The following is a 20585-nucleotide window of genomic DNA, read 5'->3' as shown; positions in this document are numbered from 1 at the left end:
CAGCCGCTACGAGCCGCGTCGGCCCTCCTCACTGAGCCCCTCCAGGGAACGCCTCCTGGACGAGAGGAAAACCACGATGTCCTCCTCCCCCGCCCTGCCCGCTCGCGGCAGCAGACTCGCGCTGCTGGTCGTCGGTCTGTGCTGGCTGGCCGTCCTCTTCGACGGCCTCGACATGTTCGTCTACGGCTCGGTGCTGCCGCACATGCTGGAGAGCAAGGCCCTCGGGATCACCCCGGGCCAGGCCGGCGACCTCGGCAGCTACGCCACCTTCGGCATGCTGGTGGGCGCCCTGACGGCGGGCACGGTCGCCGACCGCATCGGCCGCAAGAAGCTGATGGTCGTCTGCGTGGCCCTGTTCTCGCTGGCCTCGGGGATATGCGCGCTGTCCGACTCCGTCGCGGTCTTCGGCCTCGGCCGGACCCTGGCGGGCGTCGGCCTCGGCGGACTGCTGCCCACCGCGATCAGCATGGTCTCCGACTACGCCAGGGGCGGCCGCGCCGCCCTCACCATCGGCACCCTGATGACGGCCCACCACGCCGGCGGCATCCTCTCCGCCTATGTGGCCAAGTGGCTCGTGGAGCCACACGGCTGGCGCTCCGCCTTCTGGGTCTGCGTGCTTCCGCTGCTCTTCGTGCCGGTGCTCGCCAAGGTCATGCCCGAGTCGCTGAGCTTCCTGGTCGCCAAGGGCCGCACCGAGGAGGCCCGCGCGCTCGCCGTCCGCTACGAGGCCGAACTCCCGGCCGAGACCGCCCCGAAGGCCCCCGCCGACCGCTTCGGCGCCCTGCTCAACCTGTTCCGCGGCGGCGAGTGGGTGCAGACCCTGCTCTACTGGCTGGCCTCCTTCGGCGGACTCCTGCTCGTCTACGGTGTCGCCACCTGGCTGCCCACCCTGATGCGCGGCGAGGGCTACAACCTCGGCTCCGCCCTGACGTTCGTCGTCCTGTTCAACCTCGGCGGCATCGTCGGCATGCTCGTCGCGGGCCGCGCCTCCGACCGCTTCGGAGCCCCGCGCATCTCCGCGATCTGGTTCGCGCTCACCGCCGCCGGCGTCTTCCTGCTCAGCGTCCACATGCCGCTGGGCGTGACCTACCTGGTCGTCTTCCTCACCGGCGTCTTCCTCAACAGCGCCCAGACGATGATCTACGCGACCGTCTCCATCCGCTCCACCCCGGACAACCGCGCCACCGCGGTCGGCTGGACCTCCGGCATGGGCCGCTTCGGCGCCGTCTTCGGCCCCTGGCTCGGCGGCCAGCTGCTCGCCGCGGGCAACGGCGACTGGGGCTTCACCGCCTTCGCCCTGGCCGGCGTGTCGTCGATGGTCTTCATCGGCGTCGCGGCCCTGCGCTCGGGCCGCCGCACGGTGCGCAGCGGCGCCGAGCAGCAGCTCATCGCCGCCGGCTGACCGACACGGCGCCGCGCCCGGGAGCCGGGCGCGGCACCGCCGTTTCGGGGCCCGAAGTCACGGCTGTCGGTTGTCGGCCGCAGGGCCGGAGCGGGTTGCTTCGGTGCCGTCTTATGTGGGTGGGGGGCGGTGCGGCGCGGCAGTTGGCCGCCGTCGGGTGGCCGCGACGGTGCCGGGCGCGGCATCTTTCGGGACGCGCGCTGTCGGTTGTTCCCTCGTTTCAGCCCTCGCCTGCCGGTTCGTCGTCGTCCAGGCCCGTGCACGCCACCTTTCCCGCGACCTCGGCGCACGCCTCCACGCCCCATGGTGAGCGGACGGCGAGCATGGGACTCGTGTCCCCGGCGGAGGCGCCCGCCGGATAGCCGGCCGACAGCACGTCCTGCCCGGCCCGCACCGAGACCTCCCGCGCCAGCGGGGAGCGCACCCGCACCTGCGACCACGCCGTGCCGCAGGTGGGGGAGTAGCGCAGCAGGACCTCGTAGGCGGGGTCCGTCACCCGGCTCCTGGTCTGCGCGTCCCGTGCGCACACCGACGCGTCGGGCAACTGGCCCTGGCAGGAGCGTCCGTGGCAGCGGGGCACGGACAGCAGGGTCTGCGCGGCGGGCGCGGGGGCGCCCGGTCGGCCGGAGAGGGTGACGGCGGCGGCCACCGCGGCGGCCGTGCCGATCAGCGCGAGCGCCGACACCGGAAGCCAGCGCGGACGGGCCCGGTCCGTCCGGCTCGGCGGAATCGGCGCGGGCGGCCCCTCCGCCGCCTCCCACAGGGCCAGTACGGCGGCGGGATCGGCACCGGCCAGCCGGCTGAGGGCCTCCACCGCGGCCCGCGGGGGCCGCTTGATGCCGGTCAGATAGCGGTGCCAGGCCGACTTGCTGTACGGGGTGCGTGCGGCCAGTGCCGCCAGGCTCAGTCCCGTACCGTCCTTCAGTTCGCGCAGTCTCGCCACCAATGGCTCGTCCGGTGTGGTCGATCCTTGGGGATGCCGCATCGTGCGTCCCTCGACTCCCATTCCGCTATGGGCACTTTCGCCCCTGTTGTCGGAATGGCTTCCCTGGCAATCGGCCTTCGCAACACCGGGTGAGGCAGGAGGAAGGTGAGTCACGCGTACACCGAAGGCCTGTTCGGTGGTCATCGAACAGGCCTTCGGTGGTCAGGGGTTACGGTGCTGAGCGCCCGTCAGCACCACGGCACGGCGCGGTTGGTGACCACGTAGCGGGCCGCGACCCAGCCCCTGTGGCGGGGCATCCGGTACCAGATGTGGTTGCCGTACACCCCGGTGCCGTAGGTCTTGCAGGTGATCGACACCAGCCGCCGGGTGTGCCGGTGTCCGACCACCCGGTAGGCGGTGCCCGGACCGGAGCGGACGTTCAGCCGGGCGTGGCGCGTCGCGACGCGGCCGAGCACGGGGTAGATGCGGCGGTGGTGGTGCGTGCGCTGCCACACGTGGTGCGTGGGGTGCTGGACCGTGACACCGGGCACCTGGTGCCGGGTCGTCGCGGCGCTCGCCGGCGCCGCTCCGGCCGCCGTCGGCAGGAACGCGAGCACCGCGACCGTGGCCAGCAGGCCGCTCTTGAGAGTCCGTCGGATCATGGAAACCTCCGGCTGTCGTTCTCGTGACCACGAACGGTGATCACGACAGCCAGCGTTTCCGCGCCGGGCCGTCCGGATGCCGTCCCCGCGTCCCGCGGGACGCCGGGGACGTCCCCGGGAACGCGCTGCCCAGCCCATCTGGTCCTCCGCCGGGAGGTGTTCCACCGTCCTGCCCGTCCCCGTGAACGTCCGGGCGACGTGCCCCGGGGAGTGCGCCCACGGGATCCGCGGCCGGTGTCACCCGCATAGCGGAACGGATGGGGGATCGGTGACGTCCCACTCGAGTCACGCAACCATTTCCGAAGTGGCCGCCTCCGCCTCTACCGTCGAGTAATATCCGGCGACAGGTCACCAGAGGAGGAACCGTGCCCCGGTCCGAACGCTCACCCCTGCTGCTCGCCGGCCTGCTGGCCGCCGCCGGGGTGGCCCATTTCGCCGCCCCGCGGCAGTTCGACGCCACGATCCCGAAGGCGCTGCCGGGCTCGCCCAGGACATGGACGTATGGCAGTGGGGTCGTGGAGCTGGCACTGGCGGCCGGCATCGCCTCGCGCCGGACGCGTCCGGTGGCCGCGAAGGCGGCGGCGGCCTTCTTCGTCGGCGTCTTCCCGGCCAACGTGCAGATGGCCGTCGACTGGCGGCACCGGCCCGCGCCGCAGCGGAACGCGGCCCTCGCCCGGCTGCCCCTCCAGGTGCCCCTCGTGCTGTGGGCCCGGGGTGTCGCCCGGAACGGGGAGGGACGGTCGTGAGCGGACGCCTCGAGGTCGGGGACAAGGCCGAGGACTTCGCCCTGCCCGACGAGACCGGCACCACCCGGCGGCTCACCGAGCTGCTGGCCGAGGGCCCCGTGGTGCTGTTCTTCTACCCCGCCGCCCTGACGCCCGGCTGCACCGCCGAGGCCTGTCACTTCCGCGACCTCGCCGCGGAGTTCGCCGCCGTCGGCGCCCGCCCGGTCGGTATCAGCGGCGACAGCGTCGACAAGCAGCAGGAGTTCGCCGGGCGGCACACCCTCGGCATGCCGCTGCTCTCCGACGCCGACGGGACGGTGCGCGAGCGCTTCGGGGTCAAGCGGGGCTTCACGCTCGCGCCCACCAAGCGGGTCACGTTCGTCATCGCTCAGGACCGCACCGTTCTGGAGATCGTCCGCAGCGAGCTGCGGATGAACACCCACGCCGACCGGGCTCTGTCCGTACTGCGCACCCACAAGGGCTGAGGCGGGCGCTGCCGCGGTTGAGGCACCAGGACAATCGCATCATCCTTGGCATGCGGAGCGTCTCGCGGCCGCGGCGATCATCGCTGCCTCCTGGTCCGCACCCGCGCACTCGACGCCGACCGCGTCGCCACCTGGGAGGTCCCGCCCGACCCCGCCCAGGTGGCCGCCTTCCCGCAGGCGGCCACCGAACGACCGGCCGCCTGGGGGCTGGAGGAGGCCGCGTTCGTCACCGAACTCGTCGTCAGCGAACTCGTCACCAACGCGATGGGCTACGGCGAACCGCCCGTCCAGCCGCGACTGATCCGCGGCCGCGCGCTCATGTGCGAGGTGTCCGACGCCAGTTCCACCTCGCCGCACCCGCGCCGGTCGCACGCCTACGACGAGGGAGGCCGCGGGCTGCTGCTGGTCGCCCAGCTCACCCGGCGCTGGGGCAGCCGGCAGACGGTCGGCGGCAACACGATCTGGGCGGAACAGCCGCTGCCCGACGCCTGATCACTGGAACGAGCACCCCGGGTTCGGTGCGTCCTCCGAGAAGGGGGCGCCGTGCGGCAGGACGTAGAGCACGTCGAGGACGATCGGGGTGTCGCCCAGGTTGCGCCCGATGTGGACGTTGCCCGGACCGGCCGGCTCCTTGATCGTCGCGCCCTTCCGGTACACGCCGTCCGAGGCGCAGGTGGAGTCGAAGTGGCTGAGGGTCCCCTGCTTCACGACGCCGTACAGCGGACCGTCGTGGTAGTGCCATCCGGTGCTCTGGCCGGGCGGAATCGTGATCTCCCGCAGGGTGTAGTCGGTGCCGCCGACGGTGGTCTGGCTGATGATCCGGGCCGTCACCCCGGGCCCGGCCGGGGTCGCCCCGGCGGTGCCGCAGGCGAGTGCGGTGGCGGCGGTCAGCGCGCCGATGACGGCGGTGCGGAGTGCGGTGCGCATGCGGGGGCCTCCAGGGACGCGAGTGGGCATCGCCGCGAACATAGAGGCCCGCAGGGGCTGTTGGGGGCGGAACCCGGTGATCCGGATTCAGCCGGCCGCGCGCTCCCGCACCGCGTCCGCGGGCCTCTCGTCCTCGCGCAGCCCGAGGAACCGCGGATGGCGCAGCATCCCGTGCCTGGTCCACTCCGTGAAGGCGACCGGCGCGACCAGGCGCGGCTCCACCCACCGGGCCCCCGCCTCGCGCACGGCCCCCGTGAACGGCGACGTCTCCCGAAGCAGCCCGTCCAGCCGCTCGCGCAGCGCGAGCAGCGTATTCCGGTCGAAGCCGGTACCGACCTTCCCCGCGTACCGCAGCCTCCCGTCCGCGTAGTGGCCGAGCAGCAGCGCCCCCAACCCGACCCGGCTGCCCGCCGGTTCGGTGAACCCGCCGATGGCGAACTCCTGGCCCTGCGCGCACTCGAGCTTCAGCCAGTCCGTGGAACGGCGCGGCCGGTACGGCCCGTCGGCACGCTTGGTGATCGGTCCCTCCCAGCCGCGCTCACAGGCCTCGGCCGGCAACTCGGCGCCGCCCGCGTTGCGATGGGGTGTCAGCCGCAGCGGTACGCGGCAGGAGAGGGCGCGGCGCAGCAGTGACTTGCGGGCCCGCAGCGGGAGTTGGCGGACGTCGAGCCGTCGAGGCCCAGCAGGTCGAACACGTAGTAGGTCACCGCGACCCCGCTCGCCTCGATGTCCCTGCGCCGGGTGAGCCCCATGCGCCGCTGCAGCCGCGCGAAGTCCGTGCGGCCCCCGGAGAAGGCGACGACCTCACCGTCCACCGTGAGTTCGGCGCACCTCTGCGCGGCCGGCGCCTCGACGATCTCCGGACGTCGTCGACCCGCTGCCCGGTGCGGGACAGCAGCCGCACCTGCCCGCCGTCCCGGACCGCGAGCAGCCGTACACCGTCCGGCTTCCGCTCGAAGACCCAGCGATCGTCGAACTCCCGCCGGTCGCCGAGCGTCGCCGGCATGGGCGAGGTGGCGAGTCCCGGGCCCGCCCGGGCGGGCCGCAGCAGGCGCTGCCGGTCGGCGGGCAGGGCGTCCAGCAGGCCCGGCACCGCCGGTCACTGCTCCCCGTCGTCGGCGGCGACCTGGCCGAGGGTGCGTCCGGTGCGGACCGAGCGGGCCCGGCGCGGATCCGGGGTGCCGTGTCCCTCCGCCCGGGCGGGGCCCTTGTGGACCAGCAGCCAGGCCTCCTCCCCGTCGTCACCGACGCGGAAGCGGGTGAGCGCGTACTCGCCGTGCAGCTTGGAACCGCGCAGCCGGAACGACGCGTGACCCTTCCGCAGCGACTCCGCGAAGTCCACGGGGCGGCCCCTGCGGTCGTGACTGAGCGGCTCGTACGTCCCCCGGTCCCAGACGATCACGGTGCCGCCGCCGTACTCGCCCTTCGGGATCACGCCCTCGAAGTCCTCGTACTCCAGCGGATGGTCCTCGGTGGGCACGGCCATTCGCTTGTCACCGGGATCCGCGGACGGCCCCTTCGGCACGGCCCAGGACTTCAGGACGTCGCCCACCTGGAGCCGGAAGTCGAAGTGCATCCGGCGCGCGTCGTGGATCTGCACCACGAACCGCGGCCGCTCACCCTCCGCCGCGGCCCCCTTGCCCGACGGCTCGCGGGTCCGTTCGAAGTCGCGCTTGCCGCGGTAGGTCCGCAGCCGGTCCTCCGTCGCCACGTGCGGCTCCTTCCCTACGTCCGCCCCACGGGCCCCGGGTACCCCGCTACGGACCGTTCAGATCCCGATCCCGTCCAGCTCGGCGACCGCGTCCTCCGGCAGCACCAGCGCGGCGGCGGCGATGTTCTCCCGCAGATGGTCCGGGGACGACGTGCCCGGGATCAGCGCGATGTTCGGCGAGCGCCGCAACAGCCAGGCCAGGGCGACCTGCTGCGGCGAGGCTCCCAGCCGCGCGGCGACCTTCGACAGCGCCTCGGACTGCAACGGGCTGAAACCGCCCAGCGGGAAGTACGGCACGAAGGCGACGCCCGCCGCCGCCGTGCGCTCCAGCAGGACGTCGTCCTGCCGGTTGGCCAGGTTGTACAGGTTCTGGACGGTGACCACGGGCGCGATCGCCCGGGCCTCCTCGAACTGCGCGAGGGACGCGGCGCTCACCCCCAGGTGCCGGATCAGCCCCCGCTGCCGCAGTTCCGCCAGGGCACCGAACTGGTCGGCGACGGAGTCCTCGTTCGGCGTGTCCAGGTCCCCCAGCCGCAGATTGACCACGTCCAGCGTCTCGACGCCCAGGTTCCGCAGGTTGTCGTAGACCTGCGCCTTCAGGTCCTCCGGGTGCCGGGACACGATCCAGCTGCCGTCGGCGCCCCGCCGCGCGCCGACCTTGGTCACGATGTGCAGGCCCGCCGGGTAGGGGTGCAGGGCCTCCCGGATGATCTCGTTGACCACCACGGGCCCGTAGAAATCGGCGGTGTCGATGTGGGTGATACCGGCCTCCACCGCCGCGCGGAGCACCGCCACGGCACGGGCCCGGTCCTTCGGCGGGCCGAAGACGTGCGGTCCGGCCAGCTGCATGGCGCCGTAGCCCACCCGGGTCAGGGTCGGGCCGTCGGCCGGGGTGACGGTGCCGCCGAGCTGTGCAGTCATGTCGTACCTCTCGCGATGTGCACGGGCCACCGGTGTCTCCGGCGCCCTGTCCTCGCTCTCCACGGTGCGCCGCGCACACCCCCGGCGGCAGTGCCCCCGCGTTCCTGGGAGTGGCAGGGCCAGTCACGGTCACCCGCACGGCCGTACGGTGGTGTCATGGACGGTACGAACGCGCTCGGCGAGTTCCTGCGTGCCCGCCGGGCGCAGATCGGGCCCGAGGACGTGGGGCTGCCCGGCTCCGGCCTGCGCCGGGTGCCCGGGCTGCGCCGCGAGGAGGTCGCGATGCTCGCCGGCATCAGCTCCGACTACTACCTGCGCCTGGAACAGGGCCGCGACCGCAACCCGTCCGCGCAGGTCCTGCAGTCGATCGCCCGGGTGCTGCGCCTGGACGCCGACGCCACCGTCTACCTCCTCGGGCTGGCCCAGGACCGACCCGCCGGCGCACGGCCCGGCCACGGGGCGCAGGGGCACCGGCGCCCGGAGCGGGTGCCGGCGAGCCTGCTGCAGCTCATCGACGGCTGGCCGCGCAACCCCGCCTACATCCAGAACCGGTACACCGACTGCCTCGCCGCCAACGCCCTCGCCACGGCCCTCACCCCGAACTACCGGCCGGGCGTCAACCTGCTGCGGGCCGTGTTCCTCGACCCGGCCGAGCGCGCGCTGCGCCGGGACTGGGACGACCTCACCGAGGAGGGCGTGGCCGCCCTGCGCGCCTACGCCGGACCCGACACCGACGACGCACGGCTGCGCGACCTGGTCGGCGACCTGTCCCTGCGCAGCGAACGCTTCCGCATGCTGTGGGCCCGGCACGACGTCAGGCCCCGGCGCGGCCGGGTCAACCACCTGAGCCACCCGCAGGTCGGCGACCTCGACCTGCACTCGAGCAAACTCTCCGTCGAGGGCACCGAGGGACTCACCCTGGTCGTCTCCCACGCCGAGCCCGGCAGCCGCAGCGCGGAACTGCTCGACCTCCTCGGCAGCCTCGCCGCGCCCGGGGCGGACGCCCCGCAGGAACGCGTCGACGAGCAGTAGCGTCAGCTCGCGGCACCGACGCCGGCGCGGTCGGGCAGCAAGGAGAGCAGCTGGCGCGTGTGGCCGGGCAGCTCCACTTCCGCGAGGCCGGTGATGAGGTCCCTGAGCGCCAGGGGCTGATCGACCAGCAGCGTGTCGTGGGACAGGAGCAGGGTGGGCACCGGCGTGTCGAGCTCGGCCTCGCTCAGCATCGGCCCGCCGAGCGCGCAGAGAGCGTCCGACTGGAGGCGGATGCGCTCCCGCAGCCCCGCGTTGCCGCCGGCCAGCGCGATGGTGCGGTCGATGGTCCAGGTGTCCAGCGCCAGGCGGTTGTCGTACGTCGTGCGGGCTCCCGAGGCGACGGACGAGGCGGCCGCGATGGTGGTGGCGTTGATGAGGGACACGTGCGCCAGGATCTGGTCGGCGTTCCACTCACCGGCCGGCGGGACGGGGCCCGGGTCCGCGGCGTCGGCCACGGTGGCGGCGGCGTCCAGCAGCGCGCGGTAGGCATTCCGGAGCGGGGTGGTGTCCATGACGTCTTCCTCTGCCGTCTCGGCTGTTCGCGGTGCATCTCCCACGGCGCCCGGGGGGAGCGGACCGGATCTGGCACGTCACTCCCGGGCTCACCTCCATTATGCAGGTGATTACCTGCATAATGTCAACGGCCGACCCGGCCGATCCACCACGGGAGTTCGCGGTCGGCCCAGCGCGACGGGCCGTCAGGCTCGGGTCGGCGGCGTGGAAACCCCTCTCGTACCGTCACTCGCTGCGGTGCTCTGTCGCCAGGCCGCTCCATCGCTGCCACGATCTCCGTGGAGGCACCACTGACGACCAGACGACCGGACGACCACCGGAGCGCGCATGACGACGGACAGGGGCACAGCGGAGCAGGCCGGGCGGGCGGAGCCGGTCAAGGGGGTCGAGGTGCGCCCGGCGGCCGGGTACATCGGCGCCGAGATCACCGGCGTCGACCTCGCCGAACCGCTCGAGGACGCCGTGGTCTCGCTTATCCGGGAGGCGGTGCTGCGCTGGAAGGTGGTGTTCTTCCGCGAACAGCGCCTGGACCACGCCGGGCACGTCGCCTTCGCCCGTCGGTTCGGGGAACCGGTGGTGGTCGGCCGGCGCGGCAGCGCCTCACCGGCCGACCTCCCGGAGGTGGAGACCACCGCCGACCGGCTGGAGCTCGGCGGACGCTTCGGCATGGAGCACGAGGAATGGCTGCGCCGCCGCCGGCACACCCTGCTGCGCGGCTGGCACTGCGACCACGGCGCCCGCGTGGACCCGCCGGCCGCGACGATCCTGCGCGCGGAGACCGTTCCGCCGTACGGCGGTGACACCACCTGGGCGAACCTGGCCGCCGCCTACGCCGGTCTGTCGGCCCCGGTCCGCGCCTTCGTGGACGGGCTGCGCGCCGAGCACCGGCTCGGTGTCGGCTACCAGCCGCGGCCCGGCGACGACGCGTACGTCCGCCACCTGCTCGACCACCAGGTGGCCTCCGTGCACCCGCTGGTGCGCGTCCACCCCGAGACGGGCGAACGGGTGCTGTTCGTCAACGGCTACTACCTGGAGCAGATCACCGACGTCTCGCGCCCGGAGAGCGCAGCGCTGCTGGAGATGCTGCTGGAACAGGCGGTCCGCCCCGAGTACACGGTCCGTTTCCGCTGGGAGCCCGGCAGCGTCGCCTTCTGGGACAACCGGGCCACCATCCACCTGGCCCCCGGCGACAACGCCCACCTGGGTTTCCCGCGCATCATGCACCGGGTGATGCTCACGGGGGACGTACCGGTGGGCGTGGACGGCAGGCCGTCCGAACCGGTGGTGGGCACCCGGCCGGGCCACTGGTGACAGCCTCGGCTCACGGCGACGGATAGGCGAGCATCCAGCGCCGGTACGTCCAGGGGCGGTCGTCGTCCTCGGAGTTCGGTGCGCCGTCCGCCGGCGGGCAGCGAGCCGTGATCACGAGCGTCTTGTGGTCGGGGGAGAACGAGGAGCGGAACTGGGCAGGTGGCCGGGGCTTCGTCGTCGAGGGGCAGACGGCCGGAAAGGGCACGGAGACGGAGGCCAGGATGCGGTGCGCGGCGGGCTCCCAGAAGAGGAGACGGGCGTTCTGCAGGACGGCCGTGACGCGGCCGTCGTCGGCCATCGGGTAGATCGGGCTCCGCGTGGTGCTGATGGTCTTGTCCGCGCTGATGCCGCCGAGCCGGGGGTGCGGCTGACCGGGGACTGCCTCGGCGCTCGGCAGCGGGCTGGTCGTGCGGTAGTCCAGCACCAGGGCGTGGCGGAACGTGCCGTAGACGACTCGGTCGTGGCCGACGGCGGGGAAGCCCGTGCTGGGGAAGAAGACCTGCCGCTCCAGGCGCAGCGTGGACGCGTTCCAGACGTTCACGCAGGAGCCGAACGCCGCTATGAACTCGGTGCCGGCGAAGGCCATGTCGTCGGCGCCCGAGCACTCGTACCGCAGATCCAGCCAGTGCGGGGAGCCGTCGCCGCGCAGGTCGTAGACGGCGATCCCGTCCGTCTGCGCGGCGACGCGACGCCCGGTGGAGTCGATGGCGAGCTGGTCCGCCGAGATGCCGCTGCCCAGCGGGGAGTCGGTGCGGATGCGGCCCCGGACGACCCGGGAAGAAGGATGGACCCTGTCCGCGACGGCCAGTTCGTTGAGTGCGCTGGCGGCGGCGAGCCACCGTCCCGTCGGGTCGAGGGCAAGCTTCACGACTCGTCCGTCCAGGCCCATGACGCGGCGGGGACCGTCGTGCCCCGTCGTGGCGTAGACACCGCCGGCCTCCGTTCCGTAGACGACACCGCCGTTGCCCGCCGCGACCGCGGAGACCCGCTCCCCGGACACGGTCTGCGGCAGCGGATGCAGCCGGGGAGTCGCCGTGTGCTGCGGTGCCCCGCCGGAATCGGGGGAGTCCTGCTGCCCGAGCCGCCACACCACCACGGAGAGGAGGACTCCAGCCGCCACGGCCGCGGCCAGAACGGCGGCCACGGCACGTCCGCTCAGGGTCCGTCGAGGGGGTCGCTCGTTCACGACGCGCCGCCTCCGCCGGCGGCCCTGTGCCAGCCCCCGCCGTGGGGATCGAGTTCCCAGACGGTCACGCCCGCCGGCCGGGTCACGGTGGTGAACGGTTTTCCACCGTCGTCCGACACGACGACGGTGCGCTTGTGGCCGTCCTCCACCAGATCCACGGCGAGCTTCCACCGGGCCGCGCCCCGGGTGATCCGGGCCGTCACCAGAAAGGTCTCCAGATCCCCGGCGGCCACGGTGAAGTCCGGCCGAAGGCTCTTGCCCCCCTTGTCGTACACGCCGTAGGGCTGGGGCTTGTCGAGGTCGACGTCAACCGAGTACACCGTGGCCTCACCCTGGGTGCGGCACTCGGCCTCGACCACGGAGGGCGCGGGCTCGCGGGAGATCACCTCGGCGCGCATACCGGTGATCAGCACCGTGCTCGAGCCGCTGTTGGTGACCGTCAGCTGCATCCTCGTCTCGTCGGTGTCGAGTCCGCCCCTGGCACGGGCCCAGGCCCAGAACCCGGCACATCCGTCATGCGGCTCGCTGCGGTCGAACCGCTGAGCGGGGACGAGTTGGGTGAGGTCCCCTTCGGCGTCGAGGCGCAGGGGATCGGTCTCCACGGACAGGGAAACCTTCGACCCTTCGGGCCAGAGGTTCACCGCCCCCGTGAACACGGCCGTGGCGGCCGCGGCTGCGAGCGTGGTGACGACGGTGGACGCGGCCAACCCGGGAACCGTGCGCAGCCACCGTGCCGGGCGCCCGCCGGCCGGTGCCGGAGAGGCGTCGTCCTCACCGGGTGCGGCAGCCGCGGAACCGTCGCCCGCGTCCGGCCCGGCCGATGTGTCGTCCGTGGGTGGTCCGGTGGTGTCCGGGCCGGGGTTCGTCGCGTCACCCGAGGGCTCGGCGTCGTCGTTCTGGTGGGCCGGATCCGCGCCCGCGCCCGGGTGTTCCGGCTCCGCGTCGCCGTCCCGCCGATCCCCGTCCGAGCCGGGACGGCCGATGCCGTCCTCGCCCGCCGTAGCCGGTAAACCCGCTGCCACTCGACCACCCCCGGGATCCTCGTCGTGTGCGCCCACCACTCATACCAGGGCAGGCGTGGTGACACAGGAGGAATCCCGGGCCTCAGGGTGCCTCTTCACTGTTTGTTCGCAACGTGCCGGGTTCAGCCCGCGGGCCGCCAGCCCAGGGCGGGGCCCAGCTTCGTCGCCATGTCCGTCAGGATCTGGACGTAGTCCTCGTGCTCGAAGGTGAACGGGAGGGCGAACGCGACCTCGTCGATCTCGCGGAACGCGGCGTGCGCGTGCAGCCGTTCGGCGAGCTCCTCGGAGGTGCCGACCAGGTCCGGGGCGAACAGGAGCCGTGCCGGGCCCTGGGGCGAAGCCGTCCGGGGCAGGCGCCCGGCCGCGTACTCCTCGTACCTGGCCCGCTGCTCGCGGCTCGCGGAGTCGGTGGGGATCACCACCAGGCCCTGGGACACACGGGCCGCTTCCCCGTCGGGGTGGTGGGCGCGGAACGCGCGGATGTGGGACAGCTGGATCTCGGCGAAGTCCGGCGTCCCCGCGGCGTTCTCGGTGTTCTCGGTGTTCTCGGTGTTCTCGGCCTTGACCACGCTGCTGGTCAGGAAGTTCATGCCGTGCTCGCCCGCCCGGCGCGCCGAGCCGAGGCTGCCGCCGCCGTACCAGAGCCGTCGGCCGAGCCCGGGCGAGTGCGGCTGGACCACGTCCGAGAACACCTCGAAGCCCTCCACCCCGCTGAAGTCGGTGGCCGGCTTGCCGCGCACGAAGTCCAGCAGGCGGCGCACCCGTTCGTGACCAAAGTCCTCCGCTTCGGCCGTGTCCGGGTAGAGGGCCTCCCTGACCTGTTCGAAGTGCATCGGCGGGCCCACGCTGACACCGGGGTTGAGACGGCCGCCGGACAGCACGTCCACGGTCGCCAGGTCCTCGGCGAGACGCAGCGGGTTCTCCCAGCCCAGCGGGATCACCGCGGTGCCCAGCTCGATGCGCCGGGTGCGCTGCGAGGCCGCCGCCAGTACGGCGACCGGGGACGAGACGCCGTACTGGAGGTGACGGTGGCGGACCCAGGCGCTGTCGAAGCCCAGCCGCTCGCCCAGCTCGATGATCTCCAGCGTGGACTCATGGCCCCGGCTCGGGTCGGCCGCGTCGAACAGACCGATCGTGAGGAATCCGAGCCTGCGCAGCGGGCGGGGAGTGGACGGCACGGGCTCCTCCAGCGGTCGTACGTCGGTACCGCCCCGATTCTGGCAGCCGAGTGTGACAACCGTGTGATCAGTTCAGCGGGATGACGATCTCGTCCTCGACCGGCGGATCGACCTCCTGCGCCCGGTTGCCGGTCGCGGCGAAGCAGCGCAGCCTTACCGCCTCGGTGGTGACGTCCAGGCGCAGGAAGCTCTTGAAGAACGGCGGGGTGTAGGTGGCCGAACCGGGTGAGAACAACTGCGTGTAGAGCTTGCGCACCGGCAGCCGGAACCGGGAGGTGCGGTCCGGTCGTCCGCCTGCTCCCAGCAGGCTCGCGACCAGGCGGGTGCGCCGGGTGACCCGGGCGTCCGGGCCGGGCGCGCGGCCCGGCTCGATGCCGAGCCGTTCGGCGACGACCGCGGTCGCCTCGGACTCGCTGAGGGTGAAGAAGCGGCGCAGGCGCGTGCGGCGGCCGTACAGGCGGCTGTAGAAGGCCAGCGAGTCCCCGCGCAGCGGATAGCAGCGGAAGTCCCGCTCGGTGACGTTCGCTACCGACACCCGCGGGATGGTGTGCGTGGCGTGCATGAACGCGCCGCCGCCGCCCGCCACCACGTACTGGACGGTGCGCCCGTCCACGTCGACCGGGTAGCGCTGGTAGTTGTGGATGTCACCGCCGATCGCGGCCACGTAGTGGTGTTCCGGGTCGCGGACGATGTCGTCGACCGTGCCACCGCCCTCGACGGCGCAGGGGTGGTGCTCGCCGTCCACGTACAGCGGGGAGCCGGTGATCAGGATCTTCGGCCTGGGGCCCCGGGAGATCTCCCGCAGCCACGCGCCCTGTTCGGCGTCGATCGTGCCGAGCAGCCCGGTGTCGATGCCGACGATCCGCAGCGGTCCTGCGTCGATCGCCCAGTACGGCCCCGGCTGCACGGCCTGTTGTCCCGGCGCCGACCTCGACTTGCGTGCGGCCGCGAGGCGTTCCTCATCCGCCGGGTGCGGCCGGTGCCAGAGCAGGGTACGCCACCAGGCCCGGGTGGCCGGGCGGGGCGCGGACTCGCGGTCGAGCGGTGGGGTGTCGGCGCAGAAGACGCGCATGAACGCGCCGAGGTCCTCGTACCAGTCGTGGTTGCCGGGTATCGCGTAGATCGGCGCCGGGTAGTCCTGGTACGGCCGGAAGAACTTGGTGCCGTAGTCCTCCGCGCTGCCCACGGGATAGATCACGTCGCTCGCGATCACCGCGAAGTCGGTGTCCTGACCCGCCTTCAGGAAGCCCGGCACGACGGCGTACTGGGAGTCGTCGCCCTCGCCGGTGTCCCCGATGACCATGAAGGAGAACCGGTCCGGCACCTCATGCCGGATCACCTTGTCGGCGGGCGCCCCCGCCGCGGCTCGCCGTGCCACCCAGCGGCTGCGGGTGCGGCCCGTCGGGTCGCCGAACCACGACGCGAGCACCCCGTTGCGGGCGGCCCACAGGATCCTGGGGTTCAGCCACGACAGCTTCTCGACGTGGCCGGGCATGAGTTGCTGGTAGGCGCCGCGTTCGGACGGGCCCCAGCCGGCGCCCTGTGCGGTATCGCGTGAGGAGTCAGACACCGGTGCACGGTAACAACCGGCCGGTCGGTGGGCGCGGGGCGGGGGCTCTGCGGGGGTGGCGAACAGCGGGCCGAGGCTGCCGAGTTGACCGGCTCCGGCGCGACCGATCCGCGGCGGCGCGGCTCGGCCCGCTGCCCCGGTGCCTGACCGGGGGTGCCCCGGTCAGTCCACGGTCAGCGAGAACGGACCGGCCAGTACCGAGTAGCCGTCATCGGCGAGGTAGTACACGTCGTACGTGCCCGCTCCGTTGAGTTTGTCGGTGGAGAAGGCCGCCGTGCCGCTGCCGCCCGGTGTGTAGGCCCAGGTCAGTGCGGACCGCTGGCCCGGGGCGACACCGGCCGGATAGACGCCGATCCAGTTCTTGGCGCTCACCTGCGCGGCGGACGGCACCGTGTACCGGAAGGTGACGTTGCCGCCGTTCGCGACCGCGTTCAGATCGCCGGTGAGGGTCGGTGCCGTGGCGGTGGACGGCGCGAAGGCGGCGTTCAGCGGGGTCGCGTAGGTGTCGTTGGCGGTCAGCCCGGGCAGGCCGAGGGCCGTCTCGACGGTGCGGGCGATGCCGTAGTGGTCGTAGTGGGCCGGGCTGTTCGTCCCGGCCGGGACCGTGCCCCGGGAGCCGACCACGACGGTGGCGATGTGGTTGTAGGCCTCGCTCTGGCTCTCGTCCCAGGTGAGGACGAGCAGCGAGCGCTGCTGGGTCCAGGCGGGGGAGGACAGCACGGGGGCGAGGGTCTGCTTCAGCCAGCCGTCCTGCGTCCGCAGACTGGTGGCGTTGCCGTTGCCGGAGCCCTCGCCGTCGTAGTAGTCGTCGGCGGCGATCCAGGAGAAGTTCGGCGTGGTCGAGGCCGACCGGAGGTCGGTGGTCAGCTGTGTGGTGTCGAAGAGGTGGGCGGCGCAGCGGGCCCGATCGCCGCTGATGTCGGTGTAGTTGATGAACGGCGCGTCGTCCGGCATGTACTCGCTGTCGTAGTCCTTGGTGGTGTTGCAGGGCGTGCCCATGCCCTGCTCGTAGGCCTTCCAGCTCTTGCCCGCCGCCTCCAGGGTGTCGCCCAGGTTGCGCTGCGGGGAGTTGATGTTCGGCCAGTAGGTGGCGCCCTTGGCGTAGGTGTCACCGCCGGCGATGGCGAGGTAGTTCTCGTCGCTCGGGTGGTAGACGCCGTGGAAGTCGGTCAGCGTCGCGCCCTGGGTCATCAGGCTGTGCATGTAGGGCGTGTCGGCCGGATCGTTCATGATCTCGGAGTAGTCGGTGTTCTCCATCATGACCATGAACACGTGGTCGTATCCGGGCACCTCGGACACGGGCGGGGTGAGCGGGGCCGGGGCCCTGACCGGGGTGTCCAGCGTGAGGGAGAGGTTGTCGAGGTAGCCGGTCTCGTGCGACGTCGACAGGAACTGCACCTCGACCTGGATCGACCGGGTCCCAGCCGGGACCGGGCCGGTGGTGGTGCGGGAGAGGAACTTGGTGGCCAGGCCCCGGTCGGACGCGGAGACCGTCGGCAGCTTGGCCGTCGTGCCGAGCGGGCGGTCGTGCGCGTCGTGGAAGTGCAGGGAGACCGCGACGTACCCGCCGTAGACCGTCCAGCCGCCGAGCCAGCCGGACAGGTTGTAGCTCACACCGCCGCCGTCGACGGCCGCGGCCGCCGAGGAGACGTCCACGGTCTGCGACATCGAGCCGTCACCGAAGTTGCCGGGGCCGAAGAAGGCCTTGCCGGGCGTCCTGCCGTCGCCGGGCAGCCCGAAGGACCCGGCGGTGTGGCACATGACGTCCGGACCGCCGGCCTGGGTGGTCCAGCCGGGCACCGTGGTGGCCGCCGACCAGTCGTCGGTGCAGTAACCGCCGGCCTCCGCATCGCCATTGACGATCAGATTGCCGCTGCTCCCGGCCGCGTGGGCCGGGGAGGCGCAGACGATCAGTGCGGCGAGCAGTGTGAGCAGCCCGCCGAGGGATCTCCAGCGCAGTCGCATTCGGGTACCTCGTCCCGTTCAGGAGGGTGTCGTGGGGATGCGGGCCGTGCGGCCCGGCTGTGCGCGATGAACGGGACATGGGTATCGGTCTCCGCTGTCGGGCGGAAGAACCAAGGCCAAACTTGACCAGACAAGTTGGCGCGGGGACGGTCAGGCGGCACCCTCCTCCGAGGCGTCGCTGCCGGCTCGAACTTCTCGGTGGCCGGCGGCCGGTGGCCGGGGCCCGCGCATCGCCCTCGGCGTGACCCACGGCCCGAAGGTCCTCGCCGGCGGTGAACCCCTCGGCGCGCCGGACGCGGAACCGTGCCGCCGGGACCCCTTCCGCAACCGCCGCACCGGCACGACACTGCGGGAACGCCCGCTGCCGCCGCGGCCGTACGCCCGGCATAGGGAAAACCCTCGAATGCCCACGGTGTGGCTGACATGTGCGGGTCAAAGCTGAAATTCTCCCCCCGCACACAGATCCTCCCCGGTGTGCGCATGGATCACGGTCCCCGCACAGCTCAGCTCGTCCCGGGCAGCACACCCGTCTGCCCGGGTCTGTCACCGGCCGCGACCCGGCGGCCGCAGCAGGAGGAGTACGAGTGAGACGTCTTCCCCACAGACGGGCCACGGTCGGAGCCGCGCTGGTCTCCACCGCTGCCTTCCTCGCCGTCGGCATCCAGTCGGTTCCGGCGACGGCCAAGCCCGCAGGCCCCCACGGCAGCACCCTCCGCACCGGAGGCCTGGAGGCCAAGCTCACCCCCACCCAGCACTCGGCGCTGATCAAGAGCGCCCGGCAGAAGACCGCCACGACCGCCCGCACCCTCGGGCTCGGCGCGCAGGAGAAACTGGTCGTCAAGGACGTCGTCAAGGACAACGACGGCACCCTGCACACCCGTTACGAGCGCACCTACGCCGGACTCCCCGTCCTCGGCGGCGACCTCGTCGTGCACACCCCGCCCGCCTCCCTGGCCGCGGGCACCGTGAGCACGACCTTCAACAACCAGCACCGGATCAAGGTCGCGTCCACCGCCGCGACCTTCACCAAGTCCGCCGCCGAGACCAAGGCCCTCAAGACGGCCAAGGCCCTCGACGCGAAGAAGCCCACCACCGACAGCGCCCGCAAGGTGATCTGGGCCGGCAACGGCACGCCGAGGCTCGCCTGGGAGACGGTGATCGGCGGCTTCCAGGACGACGGCACGCCCAGTCGGCTGCACGTCATCACCGACGCCGTCACCGGCAAGGAACTGCACAGGTACCAGGCGGTCCAGACCGGCATCGGCAACACCCAGTACAGCGGCCAGGTCACGCTGACCACGACCCAGTCGGGGTCGAACTACACGCTGACCGACGGGGCGCGCGGCGGCCACAAGACGTACAACCTGAACCACGGCACCTCGGGCACCGGCACGCTGTTCTCCCAGACCAACGACACCTGGGGCAACGGCACCACGTCCAACGCGGCCACCGCGGGCGCGGACGCCCACTACGGCGCGGCGGTCACCTGGGACTTCTACAAGAACACCTTCGGCCGCAGCGGCATCAAGAACGACGGCGTCGGCGCCTACTCCCGCGTCCACTACGGCAATGCGTACGTGAACGCGTTCTGGGACGACAGCTGCTTCTGCATGACCTACGGCGACGGCTCCGGCAACGCCGACCCGCTGACCTCGCTCGACGTGGCCGGCCACGAGATGAGCCACGGCGTCACCTCCAACACCGCGGGCCTCGAGTACACGGGTGAGTCCGGCGGCCTGAACGAGGCCACGTCCGACATCTTCGGCACGGGTGTGGAGTTCTACGCCAACAACTCGACCGACGTCGGCGACTACCTCATCGGCGAGAAGATCGACATCAACGGCGACGGTTCGCCGCTGCGTTACATGGACAAGCCCAGCAAGGACGGCGGCTCCGCCGACAGCTGGTACTCCGGCGTCGGCAACCTGGACGTGCACTACTCCTCGGGCCCGGCGAACCACATGTTCTACCTGCTCTCCGAGGGCAGCGGCACCAAGGTGATCAACGGCGTCACCTACAACAGCCCGACCTCGGACGGCGTAGCGGTCACCGGCATCGGCCGGGCCGCCGCCCTGCAGATCTGGTACAAGGCGCTGACGTCGTACATGACGTCCAGCACCAACTACACCGGTGCCCGCACCGCCGCACTCAACGCGGCCGCCGCGCTGTACGGCACCAACTCCGCCCAGTACGCCGGGGTGGGCAACGCCTTCGCCGGCATCAACGTCGGCAGCCACATCACGCCGCCCGGCAACGGGGTGACGGTCACCAACCCGGGCAGCCAGACGTCGACCGTCGGCACGGCGGTCAGTCTGCAGATCCAGGCCGCCAGCACCAACAGCGGTGCGCTCAGCTACAGTGCCTCCGGTCTGCCGGCCGGCCTGTCGATCAACAGCTCGACCGGCCTGATCTCCGGCACGCCCACCACCGCGGGCACCTCGAGCACCACGGTCACGGTGACCGACTCCACCGGCGCGACCGGCACCGCGACCTTCAACTGGACGGTCAACTCCACCGGTGGCGGCTGCTCGGCGACCCAGCTGCTGACCAACCCGGGCTTCGAGTCGGGCAGCACGGGCTGGAGCGCGACCAGCGGGGTCATCACCACCGACAGCGGTGAGGCCTCCCACAGCGGGTCCTACAAGGCCTGGCTCGACGGCTACGGCAGCACGCACACCGACACCCTGTCCCAGTCGGTGACGATCCCCGCGGGCTGCAAGGCGACCCTGACCTTCTACCTGCACATCGACACCTCGGAGACCACCACCAGCACTCAGTACGACAAGCTGACGGTGACCGCCGGTTCGAAGAACCTGGCCACGTACTCGAACCTCAACAAGGCGTCCGGCTACAGCCAGAAGTCCTTCGACCTGTCCTCGCTGGCGGGCTCGACGGTCACGCTGAAGTTCAACGGGGTCGAGGACTCCTCGCTCCAGACCAGCTTCGTCGTGGACGACACCGCCCTGACGACCGGCTGACCCACCACGTCGGGGGGGGGGGGGGGGGGGGGGGGGGGGGGGGGGGGGGGGGGGGGGGGGGGGGCGAGGGCA

Annotated in this window: 19 protein-coding genes and 1 pseudogene; 7 read left to right on the top strand and 13 right to left on the bottom strand. The window is 72.3% G+C overall.

The genetic code is table 11. The annotated features are described in order from the left end of the window. Window positions 1-76: 76 nt before the first annotated feature. On the top strand, window positions 77-1402 hold the full coding sequence (locus tag AC07CM_RS29460) for an MFS transporter (RefSeq protein ID WP_478879478.1): 1326 nt from the start codon (window positions 77-79) through the stop codon (window positions 1400-1402). A 220-nt stretch (window positions 1403-1622) separates the two neighbouring features. Here AC07CM_RS29460 and AC07CM_RS29455 read toward each other — a convergent pair whose 3' ends face one another. Both AC07CM_RS29455 and AC07CM_RS29450 read right to left on the bottom strand, forming a co-directional pair. Then, window positions 1623-2387, bottom strand: coding sequence for an XRE family transcriptional regulator (locus AC07CM_RS29455; protein ID WP_478879477.1), 765 nt, complete (start codon window positions 2385-2387; stop codon window positions 1623-1625). Window positions 2388-2575: 188 nt separating this feature from the next. After that, entirely contained in the window at window positions 2576-2989 is a 414-nt protein-coding gene (locus AC07CM_RS29450; protein WP_478879476.1) for an SH3 domain-containing protein, read from the bottom strand. A gap of 365 nt (window positions 2990-3354) precedes the next feature. On the opposite strand from AC07CM_RS29450, the gene AC07CM_RS29445 reads away from it, so the two are divergent. The 3 genes and pseudogenes from AC07CM_RS29445 to AC07CM_RS29435 all read left to right on the top strand — a co-directional run. Next, window positions 3355-3735: a DoxX family protein gene (locus AC07CM_RS29445; protein ID WP_478879475.1), complete on the top strand. Its 381-nt coding sequence runs from the start codon at window positions 3355-3357 to the stop codon at window positions 3733-3735. Continuing rightward, on the top strand, window positions 3732-4199 hold the full coding sequence (locus AC07CM_RS29440) for a peroxiredoxin (protein WP_478879474.1): 468 nt from the start codon (window positions 3732-3734) through the stop codon (window positions 4197-4199). The genes AC07CM_RS29445 and AC07CM_RS29440 overlap by 4 nt, the downstream gene beginning before the upstream one ends. Before the next feature lie 75 nt (window positions 4200-4274). Continuing rightward, window positions 4275-4691, top strand: a pseudogene (locus AC07CM_RS29435) (ATP-binding protein); the annotation flags it as partial. Here the strand turns inward: AC07CM_RS29435 and AC07CM_RS29430 are convergent. The 5 genes from AC07CM_RS29430 to AC07CM_RS29410 all read right to left on the bottom strand — a co-directional run bounded on the left by AC07CM_RS29430 (window position 4692) and on the right by AC07CM_RS29410 (window position 7758). Then, a complete protein-coding gene (locus tag AC07CM_RS29430; RefSeq protein ID WP_478879473.1) occupies window positions 4692-5126 on the bottom strand; it encodes a cupin domain-containing protein in 435 nt (144 codons plus the stop codon). 87 nt (window positions 5127-5213) lie between these two features. Then, a complete protein-coding gene (locus AC07CM_RS29425) occupies window positions 5214-5684 on the bottom strand; it encodes an ATP dependent DNA ligase (protein ID WP_478879472.1) in 471 nt (156 codons plus the stop codon). A gap of 29 nt (window positions 5685-5713) precedes the next feature. Beyond that, window positions 5714-5941, bottom strand: coding sequence for a hypothetical protein (locus AC07CM_RS29420; protein WP_478879471.1), 228 nt, complete (start codon window positions 5939-5941; stop codon window positions 5714-5716). A 284-nt stretch (window positions 5942-6225) separates the two neighbouring features. Further along, entirely contained in the window at window positions 6226-6837 is a 612-nt protein-coding gene (locus AC07CM_RS29415; protein ID WP_478879470.1) for a DNA polymerase ligase N-terminal domain-containing protein, read from the bottom strand. Window positions 6838-6894: 57 nt separating this feature from the next. Continuing rightward, window positions 6895-7758, bottom strand: coding sequence for an oxidoreductase (locus tag AC07CM_RS29410; RefSeq protein ID WP_478879469.1), 864 nt, complete (start codon window positions 7756-7758; stop codon window positions 6895-6897). A 156-nt stretch (window positions 7759-7914) separates the two neighbouring features. Between AC07CM_RS29410 and AC07CM_RS29405 the strand changes: the two genes are divergently transcribed. Continuing rightward, complete coding sequence (locus tag AC07CM_RS29405) at window positions 7915-8790, top strand: helix-turn-helix domain-containing protein (RefSeq protein WP_478879468.1); 876 nt, start codon at window positions 7915-7917, stop codon at window positions 8788-8790. 2 nt (window positions 8791-8792) lie between these two features. On the opposite strand, the gene AC07CM_RS29400 is transcribed toward AC07CM_RS29405, so the two are convergent. Further along, window positions 8793-9302, bottom strand: coding sequence for a hypothetical protein (locus AC07CM_RS29400; protein ID WP_478879467.1), 510 nt, complete (start codon window positions 9300-9302; stop codon window positions 8793-8795). Between the two features lie 328 nt (window positions 9303-9630). On the opposite strand from AC07CM_RS29400, the gene AC07CM_RS29395 reads away from it, so the two are divergent. Beyond that, window positions 9631-10614: a TauD/TfdA dioxygenase family protein gene (locus tag AC07CM_RS29395; RefSeq protein ID WP_478879466.1), complete on the top strand. Its 984-nt coding sequence runs from the start codon at window positions 9631-9633 to the stop codon at window positions 10612-10614. Window positions 10615-10624: 10 nt separating this feature from the next. Here AC07CM_RS29395 and AC07CM_RS29390 read toward each other — a convergent pair whose 3' ends face one another. The 5 genes from AC07CM_RS29390 to AC07CM_RS29370 form a co-directional block, all read right to left on the bottom strand. Then, window positions 10625-11800, bottom strand: a complete 1176-nt coding sequence (locus AC07CM_RS29390; protein WP_478879465.1) for a hypothetical protein — start codon at window positions 11798-11800, stop codon at window positions 10625-10627. Continuing rightward, a complete protein-coding gene (locus AC07CM_RS29385) occupies window positions 11797-12822 on the bottom strand; it encodes a hypothetical protein (protein WP_478879464.1) in 1026 nt (341 codons plus the stop codon). Before AC07CM_RS29385 ends, AC07CM_RS29390 begins: the two co-directional genes overlap by 4 nt. A 122-nt stretch (window positions 12823-12944) precedes the next feature. Further along, window positions 12945-14000 (bottom strand): LLM class flavin-dependent oxidoreductase, encoded by a 1056-nt coding sequence (locus tag AC07CM_RS29380; RefSeq protein ID WP_478879463.1) that lies wholly within the window; start codon window positions 13998-14000, stop codon window positions 12945-12947. 67 nt (window positions 14001-14067) lie between these two features. After that, window positions 14068-15570, bottom strand: coding sequence for a metallophosphoesterase family protein (locus AC07CM_RS29375; protein ID WP_478879462.1), 1503 nt, complete (start codon window positions 15568-15570; stop codon window positions 14068-14070). Between the two features lie 162 nt (window positions 15571-15732). Next, window positions 15733-17535: an alkaline phosphatase family protein gene (locus tag AC07CM_RS29370; RefSeq protein ID WP_478879461.1), complete on the bottom strand. Its 1803-nt coding sequence runs from the start codon at window positions 17533-17535 to the stop codon at window positions 15733-15735. A gap of 584 nt (window positions 17536-18119) precedes the next feature. Between AC07CM_RS29370 and AC07CM_RS29365 the strand changes: the two genes are divergently transcribed. Continuing rightward, window positions 18120-20513, top strand: coding sequence for a M4 family metallopeptidase (locus AC07CM_RS29365; protein WP_478879460.1), 2394 nt, complete (start codon window positions 18120-18122; stop codon window positions 20511-20513). Window positions 20514-20585 lie beyond the last annotated feature (72 nt).

It is taken from the genome of Streptomyces sp. NPDC044061 (assembly GCF_056434305.1).
This window is presented reverse-complemented; position numbering and strand designations above follow the sequence as displayed.

Coding starts and splice junctions, on each gene's coding strand:
- AC07CM_RS29410 (WP_478879469.1), bottom strand. CDS start 7,758: ATGACTGCACAGCTCGGCGGCACCGTCACCCCGGCCGACGGCCCGACC.
- AC07CM_RS29460 (WP_478879478.1), top strand. CDS start 77: ATGTCCTCCTCCCCCGCCCTGCCCGCTCGCGGCAGCAGACTCGCGCTG.
- AC07CM_RS29400 (WP_478879467.1), bottom strand. CDS start 9,302: ATGGACACCACCCCGCTCCGGAATGCCTACCGCGCGCTGCTGGACGCC.
- AC07CM_RS29405 (WP_478879468.1), top strand. CDS start 7,915: ATGGACGGTACGAACGCGCTCGGCGAGTTCCTGCGTGCCCGCCGGGCG.
- AC07CM_RS29430 (WP_478879473.1), bottom strand. CDS start 5,126: ATGCGCACCGCACTCCGCACCGCCGTCATCGGCGCGCTGACCGCCGCC.
- AC07CM_RS29455 (WP_478879477.1), bottom strand. CDS start 2,387: ATGCGGCATCCCCAAGGATCGACCACACCGGACGAGCCATTGGTGGCG.
- AC07CM_RS29370 (WP_478879461.1), bottom strand. CDS start 17,535: ATGCGACTGCGCTGGAGATCCCTCGGCGGGCTGCTCACACTGCTCGCC.
- AC07CM_RS29450 (WP_478879476.1), bottom strand. CDS start 2,989: ATGATCCGACGGACTCTCAAGAGCGGCCTGCTGGCCACGGTCGCGGTG.
- AC07CM_RS29395 (WP_478879466.1), top strand. CDS start 9,631: ATGACGACGGACAGGGGCACAGCGGAGCAGGCCGGGCGGGCGGAGCCG.